Origin of the sequence: Burkholderia ambifaria AMMD (assembly GCF_000203915.1) — a bacterium.
Classification (GTDB): domain Bacteria; phylum Pseudomonadota; class Gammaproteobacteria; order Burkholderiales; family Burkholderiaceae; genus Burkholderia; species Burkholderia ambifaria.
In genome coordinates, this window is the sequence record NC_008391.1 from 909,927 (window position 1) to 926,925 (window position 16,999).

At 67.9% G+C, this 16,999-nt stretch carries 13 protein-coding genes and 1 pseudogene; 10 read left to right on the forward strand and 4 right to left on the reverse strand.

What is annotated here, in order from left to right:
* The first annotated feature begins 54 nt into the window (after positions 1-54).
* The 5 genes from BAMB_RS20055 (at position 55) to BAMB_RS20075 (ending at position 4,116) form a co-directional block, all read left to right on the forward strand.
* Positions 55-1,134, forward strand: coding sequence for a serine hydrolase (locus BAMB_RS20055; RefSeq protein ID WP_011658998.1), 1,080 nt, complete (start codon positions 55-57; stop codon positions 1,132-1,134).
* Positions 1,135-1,180: 46 nt separating this feature from the next.
* On the forward strand, positions 1,181-1,423 hold the full coding sequence (locus tag BAMB_RS20060) for a DUF7661 family protein (protein ID WP_011658999.1): 243 nt from the start codon (positions 1,181-1,183) through the stop codon (positions 1,421-1,423).
* A 149-nt stretch (positions 1,424-1,572) separates the two neighbouring features.
* Positions 1,573-2,028: a MarR family winged helix-turn-helix transcriptional regulator gene (locus tag BAMB_RS20065; protein ID WP_011659000.1), complete on the forward strand. Its 456-nt coding sequence runs from the start codon at positions 1,573-1,575 to the stop codon at positions 2,026-2,028.
* A gap of 70 nt (positions 2,029-2,098) precedes the next feature.
* Complete coding sequence (locus BAMB_RS20070; RefSeq protein WP_011659001.1) at positions 2,099-2,662, forward strand: isochorismatase family protein; 564 nt, start codon at positions 2,099-2,101, stop codon at positions 2,660-2,662.
* On the forward strand, positions 2,659-4,116 hold the full coding sequence (locus tag BAMB_RS20075; protein ID WP_011659002.1) for a DHA2 family efflux MFS transporter permease subunit: 1,458 nt from the start codon (positions 2,659-2,661) through the stop codon (positions 4,114-4,116). The genes BAMB_RS20070 and BAMB_RS20075 overlap by 4 nt, the downstream gene beginning before the upstream one ends.
* A 201-nt stretch (positions 4,117-4,317) precedes the next feature.
* Here BAMB_RS20075 and BAMB_RS34930 read toward each other — a convergent pair whose 3' ends face one another.
* Together BAMB_RS34930 and BAMB_RS36290 are read right to left on the reverse strand one after the other, a co-directional pair.
* Positions 4,318-4,974, reverse strand: a complete 657-nt coding sequence (locus BAMB_RS34930; protein WP_041491660.1) for a UbiA prenyltransferase family protein — start codon at positions 4,972-4,974, stop codon at positions 4,318-4,320.
* Between the two features lie 15 nt (positions 4,975-4,989).
* Positions 4,990-5,187: pseudogene (locus tag BAMB_RS36290) on the reverse strand (hypothetical protein); the annotation flags it as partial.
* A gap of 191 nt (positions 5,188-5,378) precedes the next feature.
* Between BAMB_RS36290 and BAMB_RS20085 the strand changes: the two are divergent.
* Positions 5,379-6,617 (forward strand): mechanosensitive ion channel family protein, encoded by a 1,239-nt coding sequence (locus BAMB_RS20085; protein WP_041491485.1) that lies wholly within the window; start codon positions 5,379-5,381, stop codon positions 6,615-6,617.
* 67 nt (positions 6,618-6,684) lie between these two features.
* Here the strand turns inward: BAMB_RS20085 and BAMB_RS20090 are convergent, their stop codons facing one another.
* The gene (locus BAMB_RS20090) at positions 6,685-8,106 is read right to left on the reverse strand and encodes an aminotransferase-like domain-containing protein (RefSeq protein ID WP_011659004.1); all 1,422 of its coding nucleotides are present in this window, start codon (positions 8,104-8,106) and stop codon (positions 6,685-6,687) included.
* A gap of 153 nt (positions 8,107-8,259) precedes the next feature.
* Here BAMB_RS20090 and BAMB_RS20095 point away from each other — a divergent pair, with 153 nt between their 5' ends.
* Together BAMB_RS20095 and BAMB_RS20100 are read left to right on the forward strand one after the other, a co-directional pair.
* A complete protein-coding gene (locus BAMB_RS20095) occupies positions 8,260-10,584 on the forward strand; it encodes an FdhF/YdeP family oxidoreductase (RefSeq protein WP_011659005.1) in 2,325 nt (774 codons plus the stop codon).
* Positions 10,585-10,596: 12 nt separating this feature from the next.
* A complete protein-coding gene (locus BAMB_RS20100) occupies positions 10,597-11,517 on the forward strand; it encodes a bestrophin family protein (protein WP_011659006.1) in 921 nt (306 codons plus the stop codon).
* A gap of 41 nt (positions 11,518-11,558) precedes the next feature.
* On the opposite strand, the gene BAMB_RS20105 is transcribed toward BAMB_RS20100, so the two are convergent.
* Complete coding sequence (locus BAMB_RS20105; protein WP_011659007.1) at positions 11,559-13,589, reverse strand: FUSC family protein; 2,031 nt, start codon at positions 13,587-13,589, stop codon at positions 11,559-11,561.
* 149 nt (positions 13,590-13,738) lie between these two features.
* Here BAMB_RS20105 and BAMB_RS20110 point away from each other — a divergent pair, with 149 nt between their 5' ends.
* Positions 13,739-14,641, forward strand: a complete 903-nt coding sequence (locus tag BAMB_RS20110; RefSeq protein ID WP_041491486.1) for a LysR family transcriptional regulator — start codon at positions 13,739-13,741, stop codon at positions 14,639-14,641.
* Positions 14,642-15,060: 419 nt separating this feature from the next.
* On the forward strand, positions 15,061-16,620 hold the full coding sequence (locus tag BAMB_RS20115; protein WP_011659009.1) for a DHA2 family efflux MFS transporter permease subunit: 1,560 nt from the start codon (positions 15,061-15,063) through the stop codon (positions 16,618-16,620).
* Positions 16,621-16,999: the final 379 nt, after the last annotated feature.

Here is a 16,999-nt window from a genome sequence, read left to right on the forward strand (position 1 = left end):
CACCTGCCCACGCATTTCGCGCCGCCGCAACGCGCGTGAAAAGGAGACTTTCGCTTGACCGGCCTCATCGCGCGCCTGCCTCGCGCCCGGACCTTCCTGATCCTCGCCCTCTCGTTCCTGACACTCGCGTTCGCAACGAACGCGTCCGCGCAGCGCGCGCAGCCGCATCGCACCGCGGCGCCGCATGCGCATGCAAAAGTCGTCAAGAAGGCCCCCGCCCACCGCAAGCACAAAGCCGTCAAGCACCGCCGCCCGCGCGTCAAGCATCACGCGGTCAAGCGTCACGCCGCACCCGCGCCGCAGCACCGGCGCGCGAAACGCACGAACGCGGTGCGTCCGCGTCCCGCCGCGAAGCCGCGCCTGCTCGCGAGCTGCGGCTACAGCTCGCGCGCGGTGCGCTCGCTGCACTCACGCGCGGCCTACGTGCTCGACGTCGACTCCGGCACGCCGCTGCTGGCCCGCAACGCACGCGCCGTGCGGCCGATCGCGTCGATCTCGAAGCTGATGACCGCCGTGGTCGCGCGCGACGCGGACCGGCCGCTGAACGGCGTGCTGCGCGTCACCTCACGCGACCGCGACACGATCAAGTTCACCGGTTCGCGGCTGCCGATCGGCGCCGAACTGTCGCGCCGCCAGATGTTCCATATCGCGCTGATGTCGTCGGAAAATCGGGCGGCCGCCGCGCTGAGCCGCGACTATCCGGGCGGCCGCGCCGCGTTCGTGAAGGCGATGAACCGCGAGGCGCGCCGGCTCGGGATGCGTCAAACGCACTTCCGCGAACCGACTGGGTTGTCGCCGCACAACGTGTCCACCGCCGAGGATCTCGCGCGGCTCGTCGGCGCGGCCGCGCAGGATCCGCTGATACGCTACTTCTCGACGGACACGTCGACCACCGTGCAGGCCGGCGACGGCGAACTGGTGTACGTGAACTCCGATCCGCTCGTGCGCAACGGCAGCCTGCCGATCCGCCTGCAGAAAACCGGCTTCATCAACGAATCGGGGCACGGCGTCGTGATGCGCATGCGCGTGAAAGGCCGCCGCGAAACGATCGTGCTGCTCGGCGCACCGACGCGCGCCGGCGTGTCGAGCGATGCGGTGAAGATCCATCGCTGGCTGAGCTGCTCGATCCAGTAAGCACGGCGCGCGCGGCCGGCGCGCTCATTCACGAAGGAGCGGCGCCATGCAGGACGAATACCGTTTCAACGCATTCGGGCGCCTGCTCAGCGTCGTGCGCTCGAACGGCCGCTGGGCCGTGTTCGATCTCGGCGCCGAAGGCAAGCGGCGGCCGGCCAATCTGCAGATTCCGTCCGCGCTCGCCGCGGATGAACTCTCGCAATATCTCGGCGACTTGTTGCATGAGGATGCTTCGCCGAAGTACCACGACGTCGTGCCAGTCCCTGTTCCGTCGCCGCGCCGGGCGTAGCGCCCGGCTGCGCTGCTCGCCCGCTCGTTCATCCGACCGGCCGCTGCCGCACCGACGCTCGCCGCTTCCCCTGCCCGATCGCGCCCACGCACCGCACTCCTCCCCGCTCAATTCGACAGCTAAACTTGCAAGTTTAGCTGTCGTATTCTATGCTCCGTCACATGACACCACCCCGCACACCCGGCGTTTCCGCCGACACCGTCGCCACCGACCTGACCCTCGCGGTCGGCCAGCTGATCCGCCGGCTGCGCTCCGAGATCGACTCCGAAGGGCTCGGCATGTCGCAGACGAGCGCGCTCGCGCGGCTCGAACGACAGGGCCCGATGACGACCGCCGACCTCGCCCGCGCCGAGGCGATGAAGCCGCAGTCGATGAAGGCGATTCTCGCGAGCCTCGAGGAAGACGGGCTGGTCGAACGCGAGCCGCACCCGACCGACGGCCGCCAGATCCTATTCCTGCTGACCGCGGCCGGCCGCGAAGCACGGCGCAAGCGCGACACCGCGAAGCACAAGTGGCTCGGCGCCGCGATCGACAAGCTCGACCCTGAAGAGATCCGCACACTCGCCGCCGCGATTCCGCTGATCCGGCGCATCGGCGAGCAATGACCGCCACCTGCGTGCCGCGCGGCATCCGCGCGCACGCGTTCCTTTGCCCAATTCACGGAGCATCAGCACCATGAGCACAACCCGTCTCGACACGAACACGGCGCTCGTCGTCATCGACCTGCAAAAAGGCATCGTCGCGCTGCCCACGTCCCACCCCGTCGCCCCGGTGATCGATCGCACGCGCGAACTGCTCGATGCATTCCGTGAGCGCGGGCTGCCGGTCGTACTCGTCAACGTCGCCGGCGGCGCGCCGGGCCGCACGCAGCAGCAGGCACGTCTGGATGCCCTTCCTGCCGACTGGACCGACCTCGTATCCGAACTGAACCGCCAGCCGGGCGACCACGTCGTGACGAAGAAGACCTGGGGCGCGTTCACCGCCACCGATCTCGACGCGCATCTGAAAGCAGCCGGCATCACGCAGATCGTGCTGACCGGCGTCGCGACCAGCATCGGCGTCGAATCGACGGCACGCCAGGCGCACGAGCTCGGCTACAACGTGACGCTGGCGGTCGACGCAATGACTGACCTCAACGCGGACGCGCACACGAACAGCGTCGAACGGGTGTTCCCGCGTCTCGGCGAGACGGGTTCGACGCAAGAGATCCTCGCGCTGCTCGACCGGCGCGGCGCATGAACGACACGCGCACTCGGCCGGCGCCGGGCCATGCGGCCGGCCGGCTCGATCCGGCGATCTGGAAAGTCAGCGCGGTCGCGACGCTCGGCGGGCTGCTGTCGCAGCTCGACGCGACGATCGTCAACGTATCGCTGTCGAGCCTCGCGACCGACCTGCACGCGAGCCTGTCGACGATCCAGTGGGTGACGAGCGGCTACCTGCTCGCGCTCACGCTGGTGTTGCCGCTGAACGGCTGGCTCGTCGACCGCATCGGTGCGAAGGCGCTGTACCTGTGGTGTTTCTCCGCGTTCACGCTGACGTCGGCGCTGTGCGGGCTCGCGTGGTCCGCACCGTCGCTGATCGCGTTCCGTGTGCTGCAAGGCGTCAGCGGCGGGCTGCTCGCGCCGATGGCGCAGATGATGATCGCGCGCGTGGCCGGCCAGCAGATGGCGCGCGTGATCGGTTATGCGGCAGTTCCCGTGCTGATCGCGCCGATCCTGGGGCCTGTCGTCGCCGGTGCGATCCTGCAGCACGCGTCGTGGCGCTGGCTCTTTCTCGTGAACCTGCCGGTCGGCGCGCTGGCGCTTGCGCTGGCCGTGTGGTTCCTGCCCGGCGATCGCGACGAAACGCAGCGACGCGAACTCGATTGGGTGGGCCTGGCGCTGCTGTCGCCGGCGCTCGTGCTGTTCCTGTATGGCGCGGAGCGGATCGACGCCGTGCCGGGTATCGCGGCAATCGCGGGTTCGGTGCTGCTGCTCGCGGCGTTCCTGCGCGTCGAGCGACGCAAAGGCGAGCGTGCGCTGATCGATGTCGCGCTGTTTCGCGCGCGCGTGTTCGGCGCGGCCGCCGCCACGCAGTTCCTGTCGAATGGCGCGATCTACGCGGGCCAGATGCTGATTCCGGTATTCCTGATCCAGGCGTGCGGCCGCTCGCCCGGCGAGATGGGCTGGCTGCTGGCTCCGCTCGGGCTCGGCATGCTCGTCACGTATCCGTTGATGGGTACGCTGACGAGCCGGTTCGGCGTGCGCCGGCTGGCCGCCGCCGGCGCGATGCTCGCGCTCGTCGCGACGCTGCCGATCGTGTATCTCGCGCTGACCGGCTACGATCCCTACGTGCTGGTGCCCGCGCTGTTCGTGCGCGGAATGGGCCAGAGCGCGATCGGCATCCCGTCGATGTCTGCCGCGTATGCGTCGGTCGAACGGCGCAACCTGCCGATGGCGACGACGTCGCTCAATATCGTTCAGCGCCTCGGCGGCCCGACGTTCACGACGCTCTGCACGCTGTTTCTCACATGGCGGCTGCAGGCCGAATCCGTGTCGACGGGCGGCACGCACGGAGCCGCCTACGCGTGGGCGTTCGGCCTGCTTTGCGCGCTGCATGCGGCGAGCTTCGTGACGACGCTGCGGCTGCCGCGATGGTCGAGCGGCGCGGGCGCACGGCCGACGGGGGTGCGCGAGTCGGTTCGCGCTGAATGACGGGGCGTGCCGTTACACGGCACCTAGCTGCTGCTGCGCCGGCGTCATGCCCCGCTGCTTCCAGCGTCTGATGCAGCGTCGGGAAGACATGACGCGCCGACGATCTCCGTGATCGGGTGGCGCGCCATGTCCGCATGCAGGTAACGGTTCACGCGCCCGAACAGCACGCCGATTCGGCGCTCGTGCGGCGCATCGACGAGCTCAGCGAAGCCAAATTGGAATTCTCGCTGCTATCCAGTCAACCGTGGTGGGTGGCATCGAAATCGATCGCATGCCGTCGTACTGATCCGACGCATCGAAGTAGAACAATTTTCCATCGTGAATCTCGATAGGCTCGTAGCCCGGCCGCCCGCCCCAGAACACGAAAAACAGCCGGGTTGCCCGCGTCGATCCGTGTGCATCGGCCACGACGATTTTGACTTGCTCATTTTGATCGGCAAAAAGGCCGTTGCCGTGGCCGCCGCTTCCGCAGATGCTCACGATGTAGGTTGTGCCGCCGACCTGCTTGATTCCGCCATTCAGTTTGGCGTTGTAGTCGTAGCGCTGACAATCGGTGTCGTCAGTCGTGATCCCGCGAACGCTGACGAGGTAGAAGAATCCCAAAAATCCGAGCATGACGATCGCCAGACTTACGCGCTTCGCTCGACTCAAATGGCCCGGACTTCTAGCAAGCCGGTAGATGAAGAGGACGACGACGATCGACGTGATCGCGAAGATCGTGGGCTTCGCATTCTTCAGCGAGAAAAGCGTGATCGCGTTCCTTATGTTGGCCGGCAAGAACATCAAGGCGATTGCGGCGATCAGGCATACAGCAACCACGGCCAACGTCACCTTGAGGATGGCAATGATTGCCTTCATCGCTCGGCCCTGCCAGATGCCCGCGAACACGTCGCGGATGGCCGACGCGCGGCGAATCGGCAGAACGCCCTTCAGCAGTCGCACGCGTGGCGGCCAGCTTTCGTTGGAATCTTGCATGCGTGAAATGCGTGGATGACCTGATCGACGTGGAAACGGGAGGCGCGAAGTCGTTCGCGCATCGTGCCCCGCGCGGGCATCGCGTGGCAAGTGCACAGTGTGTTGCGCGACGTGAATCCCAGCAAAAACCACACAACGGTGAGGATATCCGGGAGCCCCACGTCATGCATTCGCCGCACACACCCGGAACCCGATGGCACAATCACGGTCCTTTCATGTGCCCTTCATCGGGCGCGCGCCGCATCGCGGCGCAGATTCAACGCACGAGAAAGACCCTGCCTGCCCTTATGACCCTGAACGAATCCTGGTTTGCGCCGCTCGTCGGCCTCCTCATCCTGCTCGCCGCCGCCGGCGCGATCACCGCCGCCGTCCATTTCCTGCTGTTCCGCGTGGTCGCGCGCCTCGCGCGGCTATCGGCAACGCGCATCGACGACGCGCTCTTCGAATTCGGCGCATTCAAGTGGCTGAACCGCATCGTGCCGTTCGTCGTGATCAAGCTCGGGCTCGCGGCAGTGCCCGGGATTCCGGCCGCGGCCGCGCAGGCCGCCGACAAGGTGCTGTTCGCGCTGATCGTGTTGCTGCTGTCGATGACGATCAGCGCGACGCTGTCCGCGCTCGAACACACGCATCGCATGAGCCATCGCGACCAGCCGCGCCTGTCGCTCAAAGGCGCGATGCAGCTCGTCAAGCTCGTGATGTTCATCACGGCCGCGCTCGTCGTGATCGGCGACGCGACCGGCAAGCAGATCGGCCTGCTGCTGTCGGGCATCGGCGCGATGTCGGCGGTGCTGATGCTGATCTTCAAGGACACGCTGCTCGGCCTCGTCGCCGGCGTGCAGCTGTCGTCGAACGACATGCTGCGAATCGGCGACTGGATCACGATGCCGTCGGCCGGCGCGGACGGCACCGTCATCGACATCACGCTGAATACGGTGAAGGTCGCGAACTTCGATCACACGATCATCACGGTGCCGACGTGGAAGTTGATCACCGAGAGCTATCAGAACTGGCGCGGGATGACCGAAGCCGGCGGGCGCCGCATCAAGCGCGCGCTGTTCATCGACGCGACGAGCGTCCGCTTTCTCGACAACGACGAGATCGCACGGCTCGAACGCCTGACGCTGCTGAAGGACTACCTGGAAGACAAGGTCGACGCGATCGCGCAATGGAACGGCACGCTCGGCACGGCGGGCGAATGCCCGGCGAACCGCCGCCAGCTGACGAATCTCGGCACGTTCCGCGCGTACGTCGCGAACTACCTGAAGGGCCATCCGCGAATCCGCCGCGACATGACGTGCATGGCGCGCCAGCTGCCGCTGACGGCGGAAGGCATTCCGCTCGAACTGTACTGCTTCACCGACACGACGAGCTGGGTCGACTACGAGACGATCCAGGCCGACCTGTTCGATCACCTGATCGCGGTGCTGCCGGAATTCGGGCTGCGCGTGTACCAGCACCCGTCGGGCTTCGACATGCGCCGGATGGCCGGCGTGGCGCAAGGCGAACAGGCGCCGCACGCGCAGTAATGCTTGCCGCGGCGGCCCGCAACGCGCCGCCGCTCGCAAATCCGCAGCGCGGCGCGCCCTGCGCCGCTCACCGCCCCGCGCACTCGGACGCGAGCCGCCCGACCACCTTCAACGCGTCCTCGATCTGCCGCGACCACGGATAGCTGTAGTTGAGCCGGATGAAATGCCGGTAATCGGCGCTCGCCGAGAACATGTGGCCGGGCCCGATCGTGATGCCCTGCGCGAGCGCGAGCGCATACAGCTTCATCGCGTCGACCCGCGGCGGCAACTCGACCCACAGCACGTACCCGCCCTGCGGCTGCGACAGCCGCGTGCCCGCCGGGAAGAAACGCCGCACCATCGCGCTCATCAGGCTCGCCTGCTGCGCATACTGCTTGCGCATCCGCCGCAGGTGGAAATCGTAGCCGTCGTGCTTCAGGTATTCGGCGATCGCGAGCTGCTCGATCGCGGGCGTCGCGAGCGTGTTCAGGAATTTCAGCTTCTCGACCTGGTCGCGATAGCGGCCCGGCATCGCCCAGCCGATCCGGTAGCGCGGCGACAGGCTCTTCGTGAACGACGCGCAATGCAGCACGAGCCCGTCGCGGTCGTACGACTTCAGCGCGCTCGGCGTCGTGTCGCCGAAATGCAGCTCGTGGTAGACGTCGTTCTCGATCGCCGGCACGCCGTGCTTCGCGAGCAGCTCGACGAGCGCACGCTTGCGCGCATCGGGCATCTGGAAGCCGAGCGGATTCTGGAAATTCGGCATCACCATGCACGCGGCGATGCGCTCGCGCGCGAGGATTCGTTCGAGCGCGTCGAGATCGATGCCGTCGCCCGGATGCGTCGCCACCTCGAGCGCGCGCATGCCCATCCGCTCGATCGCGTGCAGCATCGCGTAGAACGTCGGCGACTCGACGGCGATCGTATCGCCCGGCCGCGCGACGGCCTGCAGGCACAGGTTGATCGCCTCGGTCGCGCCGATCGTCATCACGATCTCGCCGGGCTCGACCGCGATCCCGCGCTCCGCGTAGCGCCGCGCGATCTGGCGGATCAGTTCCTGGTTGCCGGGCGGCAGGTCGTCGATCACGCCCCAGCGCGTGCGCCGCCGCCCGATCGCCTGCGCGTAGCGCGCAAGACGCTGCACCGGGAACTGCGACGCGTCGGGATACGGCGAGCCGAGCGGCACCGCATCGTCACGCGCGATCGAGCGCAGCGTCGACAGCACGAGCCGGCTGACGTCCACCGCCGACGGCTCGGCCGCCGGCGCCGACGTGTGCAGCTCGGCCTCGACCGGCTCGGTGACCCGCGCCCGCACGAAATAACCGGACTGCGGCCGGCTCTCGATCAGGCCGCGGCTCTCCAGCACGAGATACGCGCGCAGCACGGTCGTCACGCTGAGCTGCTGCTGCCGGCTCGCCTGCCGCACCGACGGAATCCGCTCGCCCGGCCGGTATACGCCGCGCTCGATCTGCGCCTGCAGCTCGTCGGCCAGTTGTTCGTAACGCTTCACGCGCCTCCCTTTCAACTTCCCTTCAAAAACACAGTTGCGGCCCGCACTGCCTGAATGGCCGAAACTGTACTCTTTTTTGAAGATAAGAGGTGTACACACAGCAGCCCGGGCGCCGCGCGTACTCTCGCTGCATCAACCCTGAGCACCCGCATCATGAAAAAGAAATCCGCCGCCCCGCGCATCGAACCGTACCACCACCCGGCCGCCGGCTGGGGCGCGCTGAAAGCCGTCGCGATCAACCTGATCAAGGAAAAGGTCACCGGCGGCAACTACCGCACGCTGCTGCGCCAGAACCAGCCGGACGGCTTCGACTGCCCGGGCTGCGCGTGGCCCGACCGCCAGCATGCGTCGACGTTCGAATTCTGCGAAAACGGCGTGAAGGCCGTGGCCGCCGAAGCGACGAGCAAGCGCGTGACGCCCGAATTCTTCGCCGCGCACACGGTCACCGAGCTGCTCGAACAGACGGATTTCGAGCTCGAACAGCACGGCCGCCTGACCGACCCGATGGTGTACGACGCCCGCACCGACCGCTACGTGCCGATCGCGTGGGACGACGCGTTCGAGCTGATCGCGCGCCACCTGCGTGCGCTGCCTGACCCGAATCAGGCTGCGTTCTACACGTCGGGCCGCGCGAGCAACGAGGCAGCGTTCCTGTATCAGCTGCTGGTGCGGCGCTACGGCACGAACAACTTCCCCGACTGCTCGAACATGTGCCACGAGGCGACGAGCCGCGGGCTGCCCGATTCGGTCGGCGTCGGCAAGGGCACCGTCACGCTCGACGATTTCGAGCACGCGGACATGCTGCTGATCTTCGGCCAGAACCCGGCGACCAACCATCCGCGGATGATGGGCGAGCTGCGCGAATGCGCGAAGCGCGGCGCGACGATCGTGTCGATCAACCCGCTGAAGGAACGCGGGCTCGAGCGCTTCGCCGATCCGCAAAGCCCGCTCGAGATGCTGACGATGTCCGGCACCGCGATCGCGTCGACGTTCATCCAGCCGACGATCGGCGGCGATTTCGCGCTGATCAAGGGGATGGCGAAGCGTGTGCTCGAACTCGACGACGCCGCCCGCGCCGCCGGTGCGCCGCGCGTGCTCGACACCGCGTTCATCGACGAACACACGGCCGGCTTCGACGCGTTCGCCGACGATCTGCGCGACGAAAGCTGGCCGGCGCTGACGGCCGAAAGCGGTGTGTCGTACGAGCAGATCGACGCGCTCGCGCAGCGCTATGCACGCAGCGAGCGCGTGATCGCGACGTGGGGAATGGGCATCACGCAGCACAAGCATTCGGTCGCGACCGTGCAGATGCTGACGAACCTGATGCTGATGCGCGGCAACATCGGCCGCCCCGGCGCCGGCCTGTGTCCGGTCCGTGGCCACTCGAACGTGCAGGGCAACCGCACGGTCGGCATCGAGGAAAAGCCGTCGCAGGCGTTCCTCGACCGGCTCGGCCACGTGTTCGATTTCGAGCCGCCGCGCCATCACGGCTACGACGTCGTCGAGACGATCGAAGGCATGCTCGAAGGCCGCGTGAAGGTGCTGATCGGCCTCGGCGGCAACTTCGCGATGGCGACGCCCGACACGCCGCGCACGTGGGAAGGCCTGCGCCGCTGCGCGCTCTCCGTGCACATCACGACGAAGCTGAACCGCAGCCACCTGATCCACGGCCGCGATGCGCTGATCCTGCCCACGCTCGGCCGCACCGAGATCGACTTGCAGGACAACGTGCCGCAAGGCGTGACGGTGGAGGATTCGATGAGCATGGTCCACGTGTCGTACGGGATGAACAAGCCGGCTTCCGCGAACCTGATGTCGGAGCCGGCGATCGTCGCGCACATGGGCCATGCGCTGTTCGGCAGCGGCAAGATCGACTGGCTCGCGTACAAGGACGACTACGCGAAGATCCGCGATGCGATCGAGGCGACCCTCGACGACTTCTATGACTACAACGCACGCATCGCGCGGCCCGGCGGCTTCCACCTGCGCGTCGCGTCGCGCGATCGCGAATGGCTGACGCCGACGGGCAAGGCGAACTTCATCGCGCACGCACTGCCGACCGACACGCCGATCCAGCGCGCCCGCGCGCTGCACGGCGAGCGCCTGATGACGCTGATGACGACGCGTTCGCACGATCAGTACAACACGACCGTCTACGGGCTGGACGACCGCTATCGCGGCGTGTTCGGCCAGCGCCGCGTGGTGTTCGTCAACCGCGACGACCTGGCAATGCTCGGCCTGAAGGCCGGCGACTGGGTCGACATGGAAACCGTGTGGCACGACGGCATCGAGCGGCGCGCGAACGGCTTCCTGCTCGTCGAATACGACATCCCGCGCGGCTGCATCGGCGCGTACTACCCGGAAACGAACCCGCTGGTGCCGCTCGACAGCGTCGGCGACGTGTGCAACACGCCGACGTCGAAGTCGGTGCCGGTCCTGCTGCATCGCGCGGCCGCGCCGGCGTCGGCTGCCGCCTGACGGAGCGCCGCGATGATCGTTCGGCCGCGCGAGCACTGGCTGCGGATGCTGCTCGTCTGGAACGGATCGGTGCTGCCGACCATCCTGCCGCAACTCGTGCTGACGCTCGCGATCAGCCTCGTCGCGGTGTGGGGCGGCGGCCGCGTGCTCGGCGAGAAGGTGCCGCTGAACCCGACGCCGTTCACGCTGATCGGCCTCACGCTCGCGATCTTCGCGGGGTTTCGCAACAACGCGAGCTACGAGCGCTACCGCGAGGGGCGGCAGCTGTGGGGCGGCGTGCTGACCGCCACGCGCACGCTGGTGTCGCAAGCACTCTGCTACGGCGGGATCGACGCCGACGACGGCGCGCGGCAGGCGTTCGTGCGCAAGGTCATCGCGTTCGTCCATGCGCTGAAGCATCAGCTGCGCGGCACCGATCCGGCGGCGGACCTGCGTGCGCTGCTCGATGACGGGACCCATGCGCGCATCGTCGCCGCCCGGTATGCGCCGATCGCGATCGTTCATGAACTGCGCGAGGCATTCGCCGCGCGCGCCGACGCCGGGCATCTCGCCGATACACGGCTCTGGATGCTCGACGCACGCCTCGACGATCTCGTGTCGATGGTGAGCGGCTGCGAGCGCATCGCATCGACGCCGATCCCGTTCTCGTACGACGTACTGCTGCATCGGACCATCTACGCATACTGCGTGCTGCTGCCGTTCGGCCTGGTTGACTCGATCGGCGCGGCGACGCCGTTCGTCACCGTGTTCGTCGCCTATACGCTGATCGCGCTCGACGCGATCGCCCATGCGATCGCCGAGCCGTTCGGCGACGGGCCGAACCAGCTCGCGCTCGATGCGATGACGCGGATGATCGAGCGCACGCTGCTCGAACTGAACCGCGAGCCGCTGCCGGCGGAAGTGACGCCCGGCCCGGCGTATCGGCTCACCTGACGGGCCGGACACCTTCGACGCCCCCGTCGGCCGCTGCTCGTTCAGTCGCGGCGGCCGCGCAAGAAGTGGCCGTGCCCGGCCACCGCGTCCGCGATCCGCCTCAGCAACACGATGCCGCGCAGCAGCGCGCGTGCGTCGTCGCTGTCGACATCGGCCACGCGCCGCCGCAGCAATCGCGCGGCCATATCGCAACTGCGCTCGAGCCGGGAGAAATCCGCGAGCGCGGCGCGGCCGCGCACCACGGCCACCGCGCGACGCGCGGCCGGCTCCCGGGCTGCCAGTTCCGCGAGCGACAGCAAGCCGTCGCCGATGCCCCAGATCGCCAGCAGGTCGCGCATGTCGCGCTCGATCAGCGTTTGCGGCAGGCTGCCCGCGAACCCGAGCTCGCGCCCGAGCCGGTCGGCCGTACGACTGAGCCACGCGCTTGCCGACCAGCCGCGCGGGTTGCGCGCGATCGCCGCCAGGTCGCGGCGCACCGCGCGATGCAGGCGCCGCCGGCTCGTGCCCGGATCGCCGGGAAACACGAGCGCGAACACCAGCACGCCGAACGCGATGCCGAGCAGCGTCGACAACGCGCTGTTCAGGAACGCCGCATCGCCGATGCGCGCGGTGTTGTCGGGCGACGTGAAATTCCAGAAGAAGATCGCGAACGCGCTGCCGAGCGCGGCGGTGCGCGGATGGCGCATCGCGAGGCCCGTGCCGATCATGAACACGCCGATGATGTACGCGAGCGTCTCGAAGCCCGACACCGCCGGCAGCAGGATGAAGTTGCAGACGACCCCCGCCACCGCGGCGCACGCCGTGCCCTTGAGGAACCCGATGGCGGCCCGGGCCGAATTCGGCCGGGTGGAGAACAACGCGCCGACCACGGCCGTGATCGCAACGAAACCGGCGCCCGACGGCCATGCGGTGACGATCCAGATCGCCGACGCGGCCAGCACCGCGATGAACGCGCGGATGCCGTTGTGACACGCGAGCACCGCGTCGCGATGAAACGCATAGCGGACCCGCGACGGCGGCGGAACCGGCAGGTCGACGCGCGCCTTGTTGGCAAACGCGTCGTCGAATCCGGCGAGCAGTGTGCTCAGCCGGTCGAGCGTGAGCAGGCGCGAGTCATCCGAGCCGGTCGGCTCGACAGCCTCGATGTGCAACGCCTGATCCACCCGCGCACGCAGCACCGCCATCTCGGGCCCCGCCTCGCCTGATGCCGCGACGCCGTCGAGCACCCGCGCGGCCTCGGCGACCAGCGGATCCGGCGAGTCGCCGCTGCGCGCCGCATGCGCTTCGATCGCCTGCGCGGCCGCATGCGCGGACAGCACGCCGAGCGCCGCCGCGCGCAGATGGCCGATCGCGTTGCGCACCGGCGGCGCGCCGGCGGCCGCATACTCGGCCGCGGTGTCGAGATCGAGCGCCTCCGCGAACAGCCGGTGAACCGCCGCGGCGTTCGGCTCGCGACGCAGCGCGGCCGCGCCGACAGCCACCGCACGTCCGAGATAGCGCGCGAGCCGCGTGCGGACGTCGCGCAGCGGCGAACCCGGCGCGAACACCGTTTCGAACGCGGCGGCGCACAGGATGCCCACCATCACGTAAAGGAACCGCGCGGTCGCGATATCGAACGCGTGCAGCGGCGCGGACGCCGCATCCATCGCGACGATCGCGGCCGTATAGCCGGCGAGCACCGCCGCGTACGCACGGAAATTCCGCAGGAACGTCGCGACGCCCGCGCACAGGCCGATCCAGGCGGCGAGCGCGGTCAGGAACAGCTCGGGCGTCTGCGCGAACGCGCCGGTCAGCGCGAGCGCGACGGCCGCGCCGATCGCGGTGCCGAGGATCCGGTACTGGCTCTTCGACAGCCCCATTCCGCGTGTGCCCTGCGCGACGATCCACACGGTCGACGCGGCCCATTTCGGATCGTCGAGGTTCATCCGGAAGGCGATGTAGAGCGCGAGCAACGAGGCGGCCGTGTTGCGCAGCGCGAACCCGAGCGCGCCGGGCGGCAAGGTGGGCCATGCGTCGCGCAGCGTGGTGCGCACGACCGCGAACGGCGGCAGGCTGGGAAAAGCGAATTTCATGCGGCGAGCATACGATCGCGCCACGGCCGCCACTACCGGCCCCACGGGATGCGTTATTGCAGCGGGCGGGATAATTGGGATGACCAACATGAAGCCATTCCGCCGGCGACGGTAAGATGCGCGCAGGCCAAGCACTAAAAACAACCTGTATGGACTTCGAGAGCATCCGGATATTCTTGCGCGTGGTGGAACGCGGCAGCTTCACGGCCGCGTCCGTGCAACTCGACATGCCGCTCAGCCGCGTGAGCCGCAAGGTCAAGCAACTCGAGGACGATCTCGGCGTGCAACTGCTGTACCGGACCACGCGCCGCGTGTCCGTCACCGAAGGCGGGCGCGACTATTACGAGCGCTGCCTGCGCGCGGAGGAAATCCTGCTCGACGCGGACCGCCAGGCCCGCGCGCTGCGCACCGATCCCGAAGGCACGCTGCGCGTGCTGGTGCCCTACTCGATCGGACTGTTCGAACTGGAGCCGGCGCTCGCGGAGTTTCACCGGCGCTACCCGCGCGTGCAGCTCGTGCTGATCTACGACAATAGCCCGCTCGACCTCGTCGAGCACGGCTTCGACGTCGCGCTGCGCGCGGGCATGCTGACCGATTCCGGCTACGTCGCGCGCTCGCTCGGCTGGTCGCACGCGAAGCTCGCCGCGAGCCCCGCGTACCTCGAGCGCGTCGGGCGCCCGCGGACACCGCACGAACTCGCGCAGCACGACATCCTGTACGTGGGGCGCGACGCGCCCGGCCTGACGCTGCGGCTCACCAACGCGGCCGGCGACGTGGCCGACGTGCCGATCCGCCCCGTGCTGATCTCGAACGAATCGATCACCGTGCTGCGCCAGGCCGCGAGCGGCGGCGGCATCGCGCTGATCTCCACGCACTACATCGCGCGGCGGCTCGAGAAGAACGAACTCGAGATCGTGTTGCCCGACTGGCACCGCACCGACGACGTCGAACTGCACGCGCTCTATCCGCGCCGCGCGACGCTCGACAGCAAGGTGCGCATCTTCGTCGAGTTCCTGACGGAAGTCTTCACCGGTTGGCGGAACGCGCCGTAACCGGCATCGCACGACCGGAAATCGACGCGTACCGTCTGGATTATTGCGGGACACGAAAGGAATTAATGAGTAGGCAAGCGTTGATCGCCGCTCGTCGCATCGTTAGCCTGTTGCGATGCAAAACGACACTACACACACCGCACGCTATGGCAGCCATGGGCCGGCTGCGCGCCGACGCGTCACGCGCGTCGCGCCTTCCTGACCGGTACTAGCCCGCCTGCCGAAGTCCGTCACGGCTTCGCGCCTCCGATTCAACGCCTGAACCGCACGCTGCAACGCGTCGTCGCCGCCTGGCCGGCGGCGCGCGGGCAGCGTGTGTCCGTCCGCTTCGTGGTGCTCCCGCGCAGGCGTCGCGCGCGTACACGTGCGCGACTGGCAGCGTATGCCGCACGGACCACCCTTCATCACGCAGGAACGCCATGTCCTCTTCCTCACCGCCCGGCCCGCTGACGGGCGCCCGCCTCGCGATCGGCACGATCGCGGTTTCGCTCGCGATGTTCATGAACGTGCTCGACTCGTCGATCGCGAACGTCGCGATCCCGACGATCTCGGGCGAGCTCGGCGTGTCGGTCGACGAAGGCACGTGGGTGATCACGATCTTCGCGGCCGCCAACGCCGTGTCGATTCCATTGACGGGCTGGCTCACGCAGCGCTTCGGCCAGGTGCGCCTGTTCGTCACGTCGATCCTGCTGTTCGTGTTCGCGTCGTGGCTGTGCGGGATCGCGCCGAACCTGCCGACGCTGCTCGCCGCGCGCATCCTGCAGGGTGCAGTGGCCGGGCCGCTCGCGCCGCTGTCGCAGGCGCTGCTGCTCGGCGCATGGCCGCGGCAGAAATCGGCGACGGCGCTCGCGCTGTGGTCGATGACCGCGCTCGTCGGCCCGATCGCGGGGCCGTCGCTCGGCGGCTGGATCACCTACGACTACAACTGGTCGTGGATCTTCTACATCAATATTCCGGTCGGTTTCTTCGCGGCGGCGGTCACGTGGTTCGTGTTCCGCGATCGCGAATCGCCGGTGCGCCGCCTGCCGATCGACACGGTCGGTCTCCTGCTGCTCGTGCTGTGGGTTGCGTCGCTGCAGATCATGCTCGACAAGGGCAAGGATCTCGACTGGTTCAATTCGCCCGTCATCGTCGCGCTCGGCATCGTCGCGCTGGTCGGCTTCGCGTTCTTTCTCGTGTGGGAGCTGACCGAAGCCAATCCGATCGTCGACCTGCGGCTCTTCACGCAGCGCAATTTCGCGGGCGGCACGATCGCGATCTCGGTCGCGTACGGGATGTTCTTCGGCACGCTGGTGCTGCTGCCGCAGTGGATGCAGGGCTATCTCGGCTATCGCGCGATCGACTCCGGGCTCGCCACCGCGCCGCTCGGGATCTTCGCGATCCTGCTGACGCCGGTGATGGGACGCATCCTGCCGCGCACCGATCCGCGCTACCTCGCGACGTTCGCGTTCGTCGGTTTCGCGGTCGTGTTCATGATGCGCACGACGTTCTATTCCGACGTGTCGCACTGGGATCTCGTGCTGCCGACGCTGCTGCAGGGCATTCCGATGGCGATGTTCTTCGTGCCGCTCACCGCGATCATCCTGTCGGGGCTGCCGCCGGAGAAGATTCCCGCGGCCGCCGGCCTGTCGAATTTCGGCCGCACGTTCTGCGGCGCGGTCGGCACGTCGTTGATCAGCAATGCGTGGAACGACCGGACGATCCTGCATCACGTGCGGCTCACCGAACAGGCGAGCCCGGGCAACCCGATCTTCGCGCAGCAGCTCGACAGCGCGCGTTCGCTGCTGCACCTGAGCCCCGATTCGGCGCTCGCGTTCTTCAATACGTCGGTCGATTCGCAGGCGGCCGTGATGGGGCTGAACGACATCTTCTACGTGTCGGCGATCATCTTCATCGCGATCATTCCGCTGATCTGGATCACCCGGCCGTCGCGCTCGGGCGGCGACGACGCGGGCGCGGCGGCAGCGGGCGCGCATTGATCGCGTGCCGTTATCGTTGGCTCGATCGGTGGCTTGCTCACCGGCGTCATCGCTGTTCGAGGATGTAATAAAGACTTGCAATCGATACAGGCGGAAACGTCAACAGCCGGGGCCGGCACAGCGTTGATTCGATAAGCGCCAACGATTCGCGCGCAACGACAGGAGAAAGTCGCACGCCCGGGCCGCGCGCCTGCACCGTGACGACCGCAGGATCCGCCAGGAAGAGCGGGACAGGGCCGCTGAGGATCGCGGCCACATTACGCAGAGCAGAGCGAAAAGCACGTGCTGAACCGGCAGGAAAACGCGGTCAGCCACAAGATCGGCGAGTAACGCCGGCAAGCGTCGATTCGCCATCCTTTGAAACGCCCGCTGCCGCCGC

Excerpts from the sequence above, each read along its gene's own strand:
- BAMB_RS20095 (WP_011659005.1), top strand. The coding sequence starts at position 8,260 with ATGAAAAAGAAATCCGCCGCCCCGCGCATCGAACCGTACCACCACCCG.
- BAMB_RS20070 (WP_011659001.1), top strand. The coding sequence starts at position 2,099 with ATGAGCACAACCCGTCTCGACACGAACACGGCGCTCGTCGTCATCGAC.
- BAMB_RS20065 (WP_011659000.1), top strand. The coding sequence starts at position 1,573 with ATGCTCCGTCACATGACACCACCCCGCACACCCGGCGTTTCCGCCGAC.
- BAMB_RS20060 (WP_011658999.1), top strand. The coding sequence starts at position 1,181 with ATGCAGGACGAATACCGTTTCAACGCATTCGGGCGCCTGCTCAGCGTC.
- BAMB_RS20105 (WP_011659007.1), bottom strand. The coding sequence starts at position 13,589 with ATGAAATTCGCTTTTCCCAGCCTGCCGCCGTTCGCGGTCGTGCGCACC.
- BAMB_RS20110 (WP_041491486.1), top strand. The coding sequence starts at position 13,739 with ATGGACTTCGAGAGCATCCGGATATTCTTGCGCGTGGTGGAACGCGGC.
- BAMB_RS20075 (WP_011659002.1), top strand. The coding sequence starts at position 2,659 with ATGAACGACACGCGCACTCGGCCGGCGCCGGGCCATGCGGCCGGCCGG.
- BAMB_RS34930 (WP_041491660.1), bottom strand. The coding sequence starts at position 4,974 with ATGAAGGCAATCATTGCCATCCTCAAGGTGACGTTGGCCGTGGTTGCT.
- BAMB_RS20085 (WP_041491485.1), top strand. The coding sequence starts at position 5,379 with ATGACCCTGAACGAATCCTGGTTTGCGCCGCTCGTCGGCCTCCTCATC.
- BAMB_RS20100 (WP_011659006.1), top strand. The coding sequence starts at position 10,597 with ATGATCGTTCGGCCGCGCGAGCACTGGCTGCGGATGCTGCTCGTCTGG.
- BAMB_RS20115 (WP_011659009.1), top strand. The coding sequence starts at position 15,061 with ATGTCCTCTTCCTCACCGCCCGGCCCGCTGACGGGCGCCCGCCTCGCG.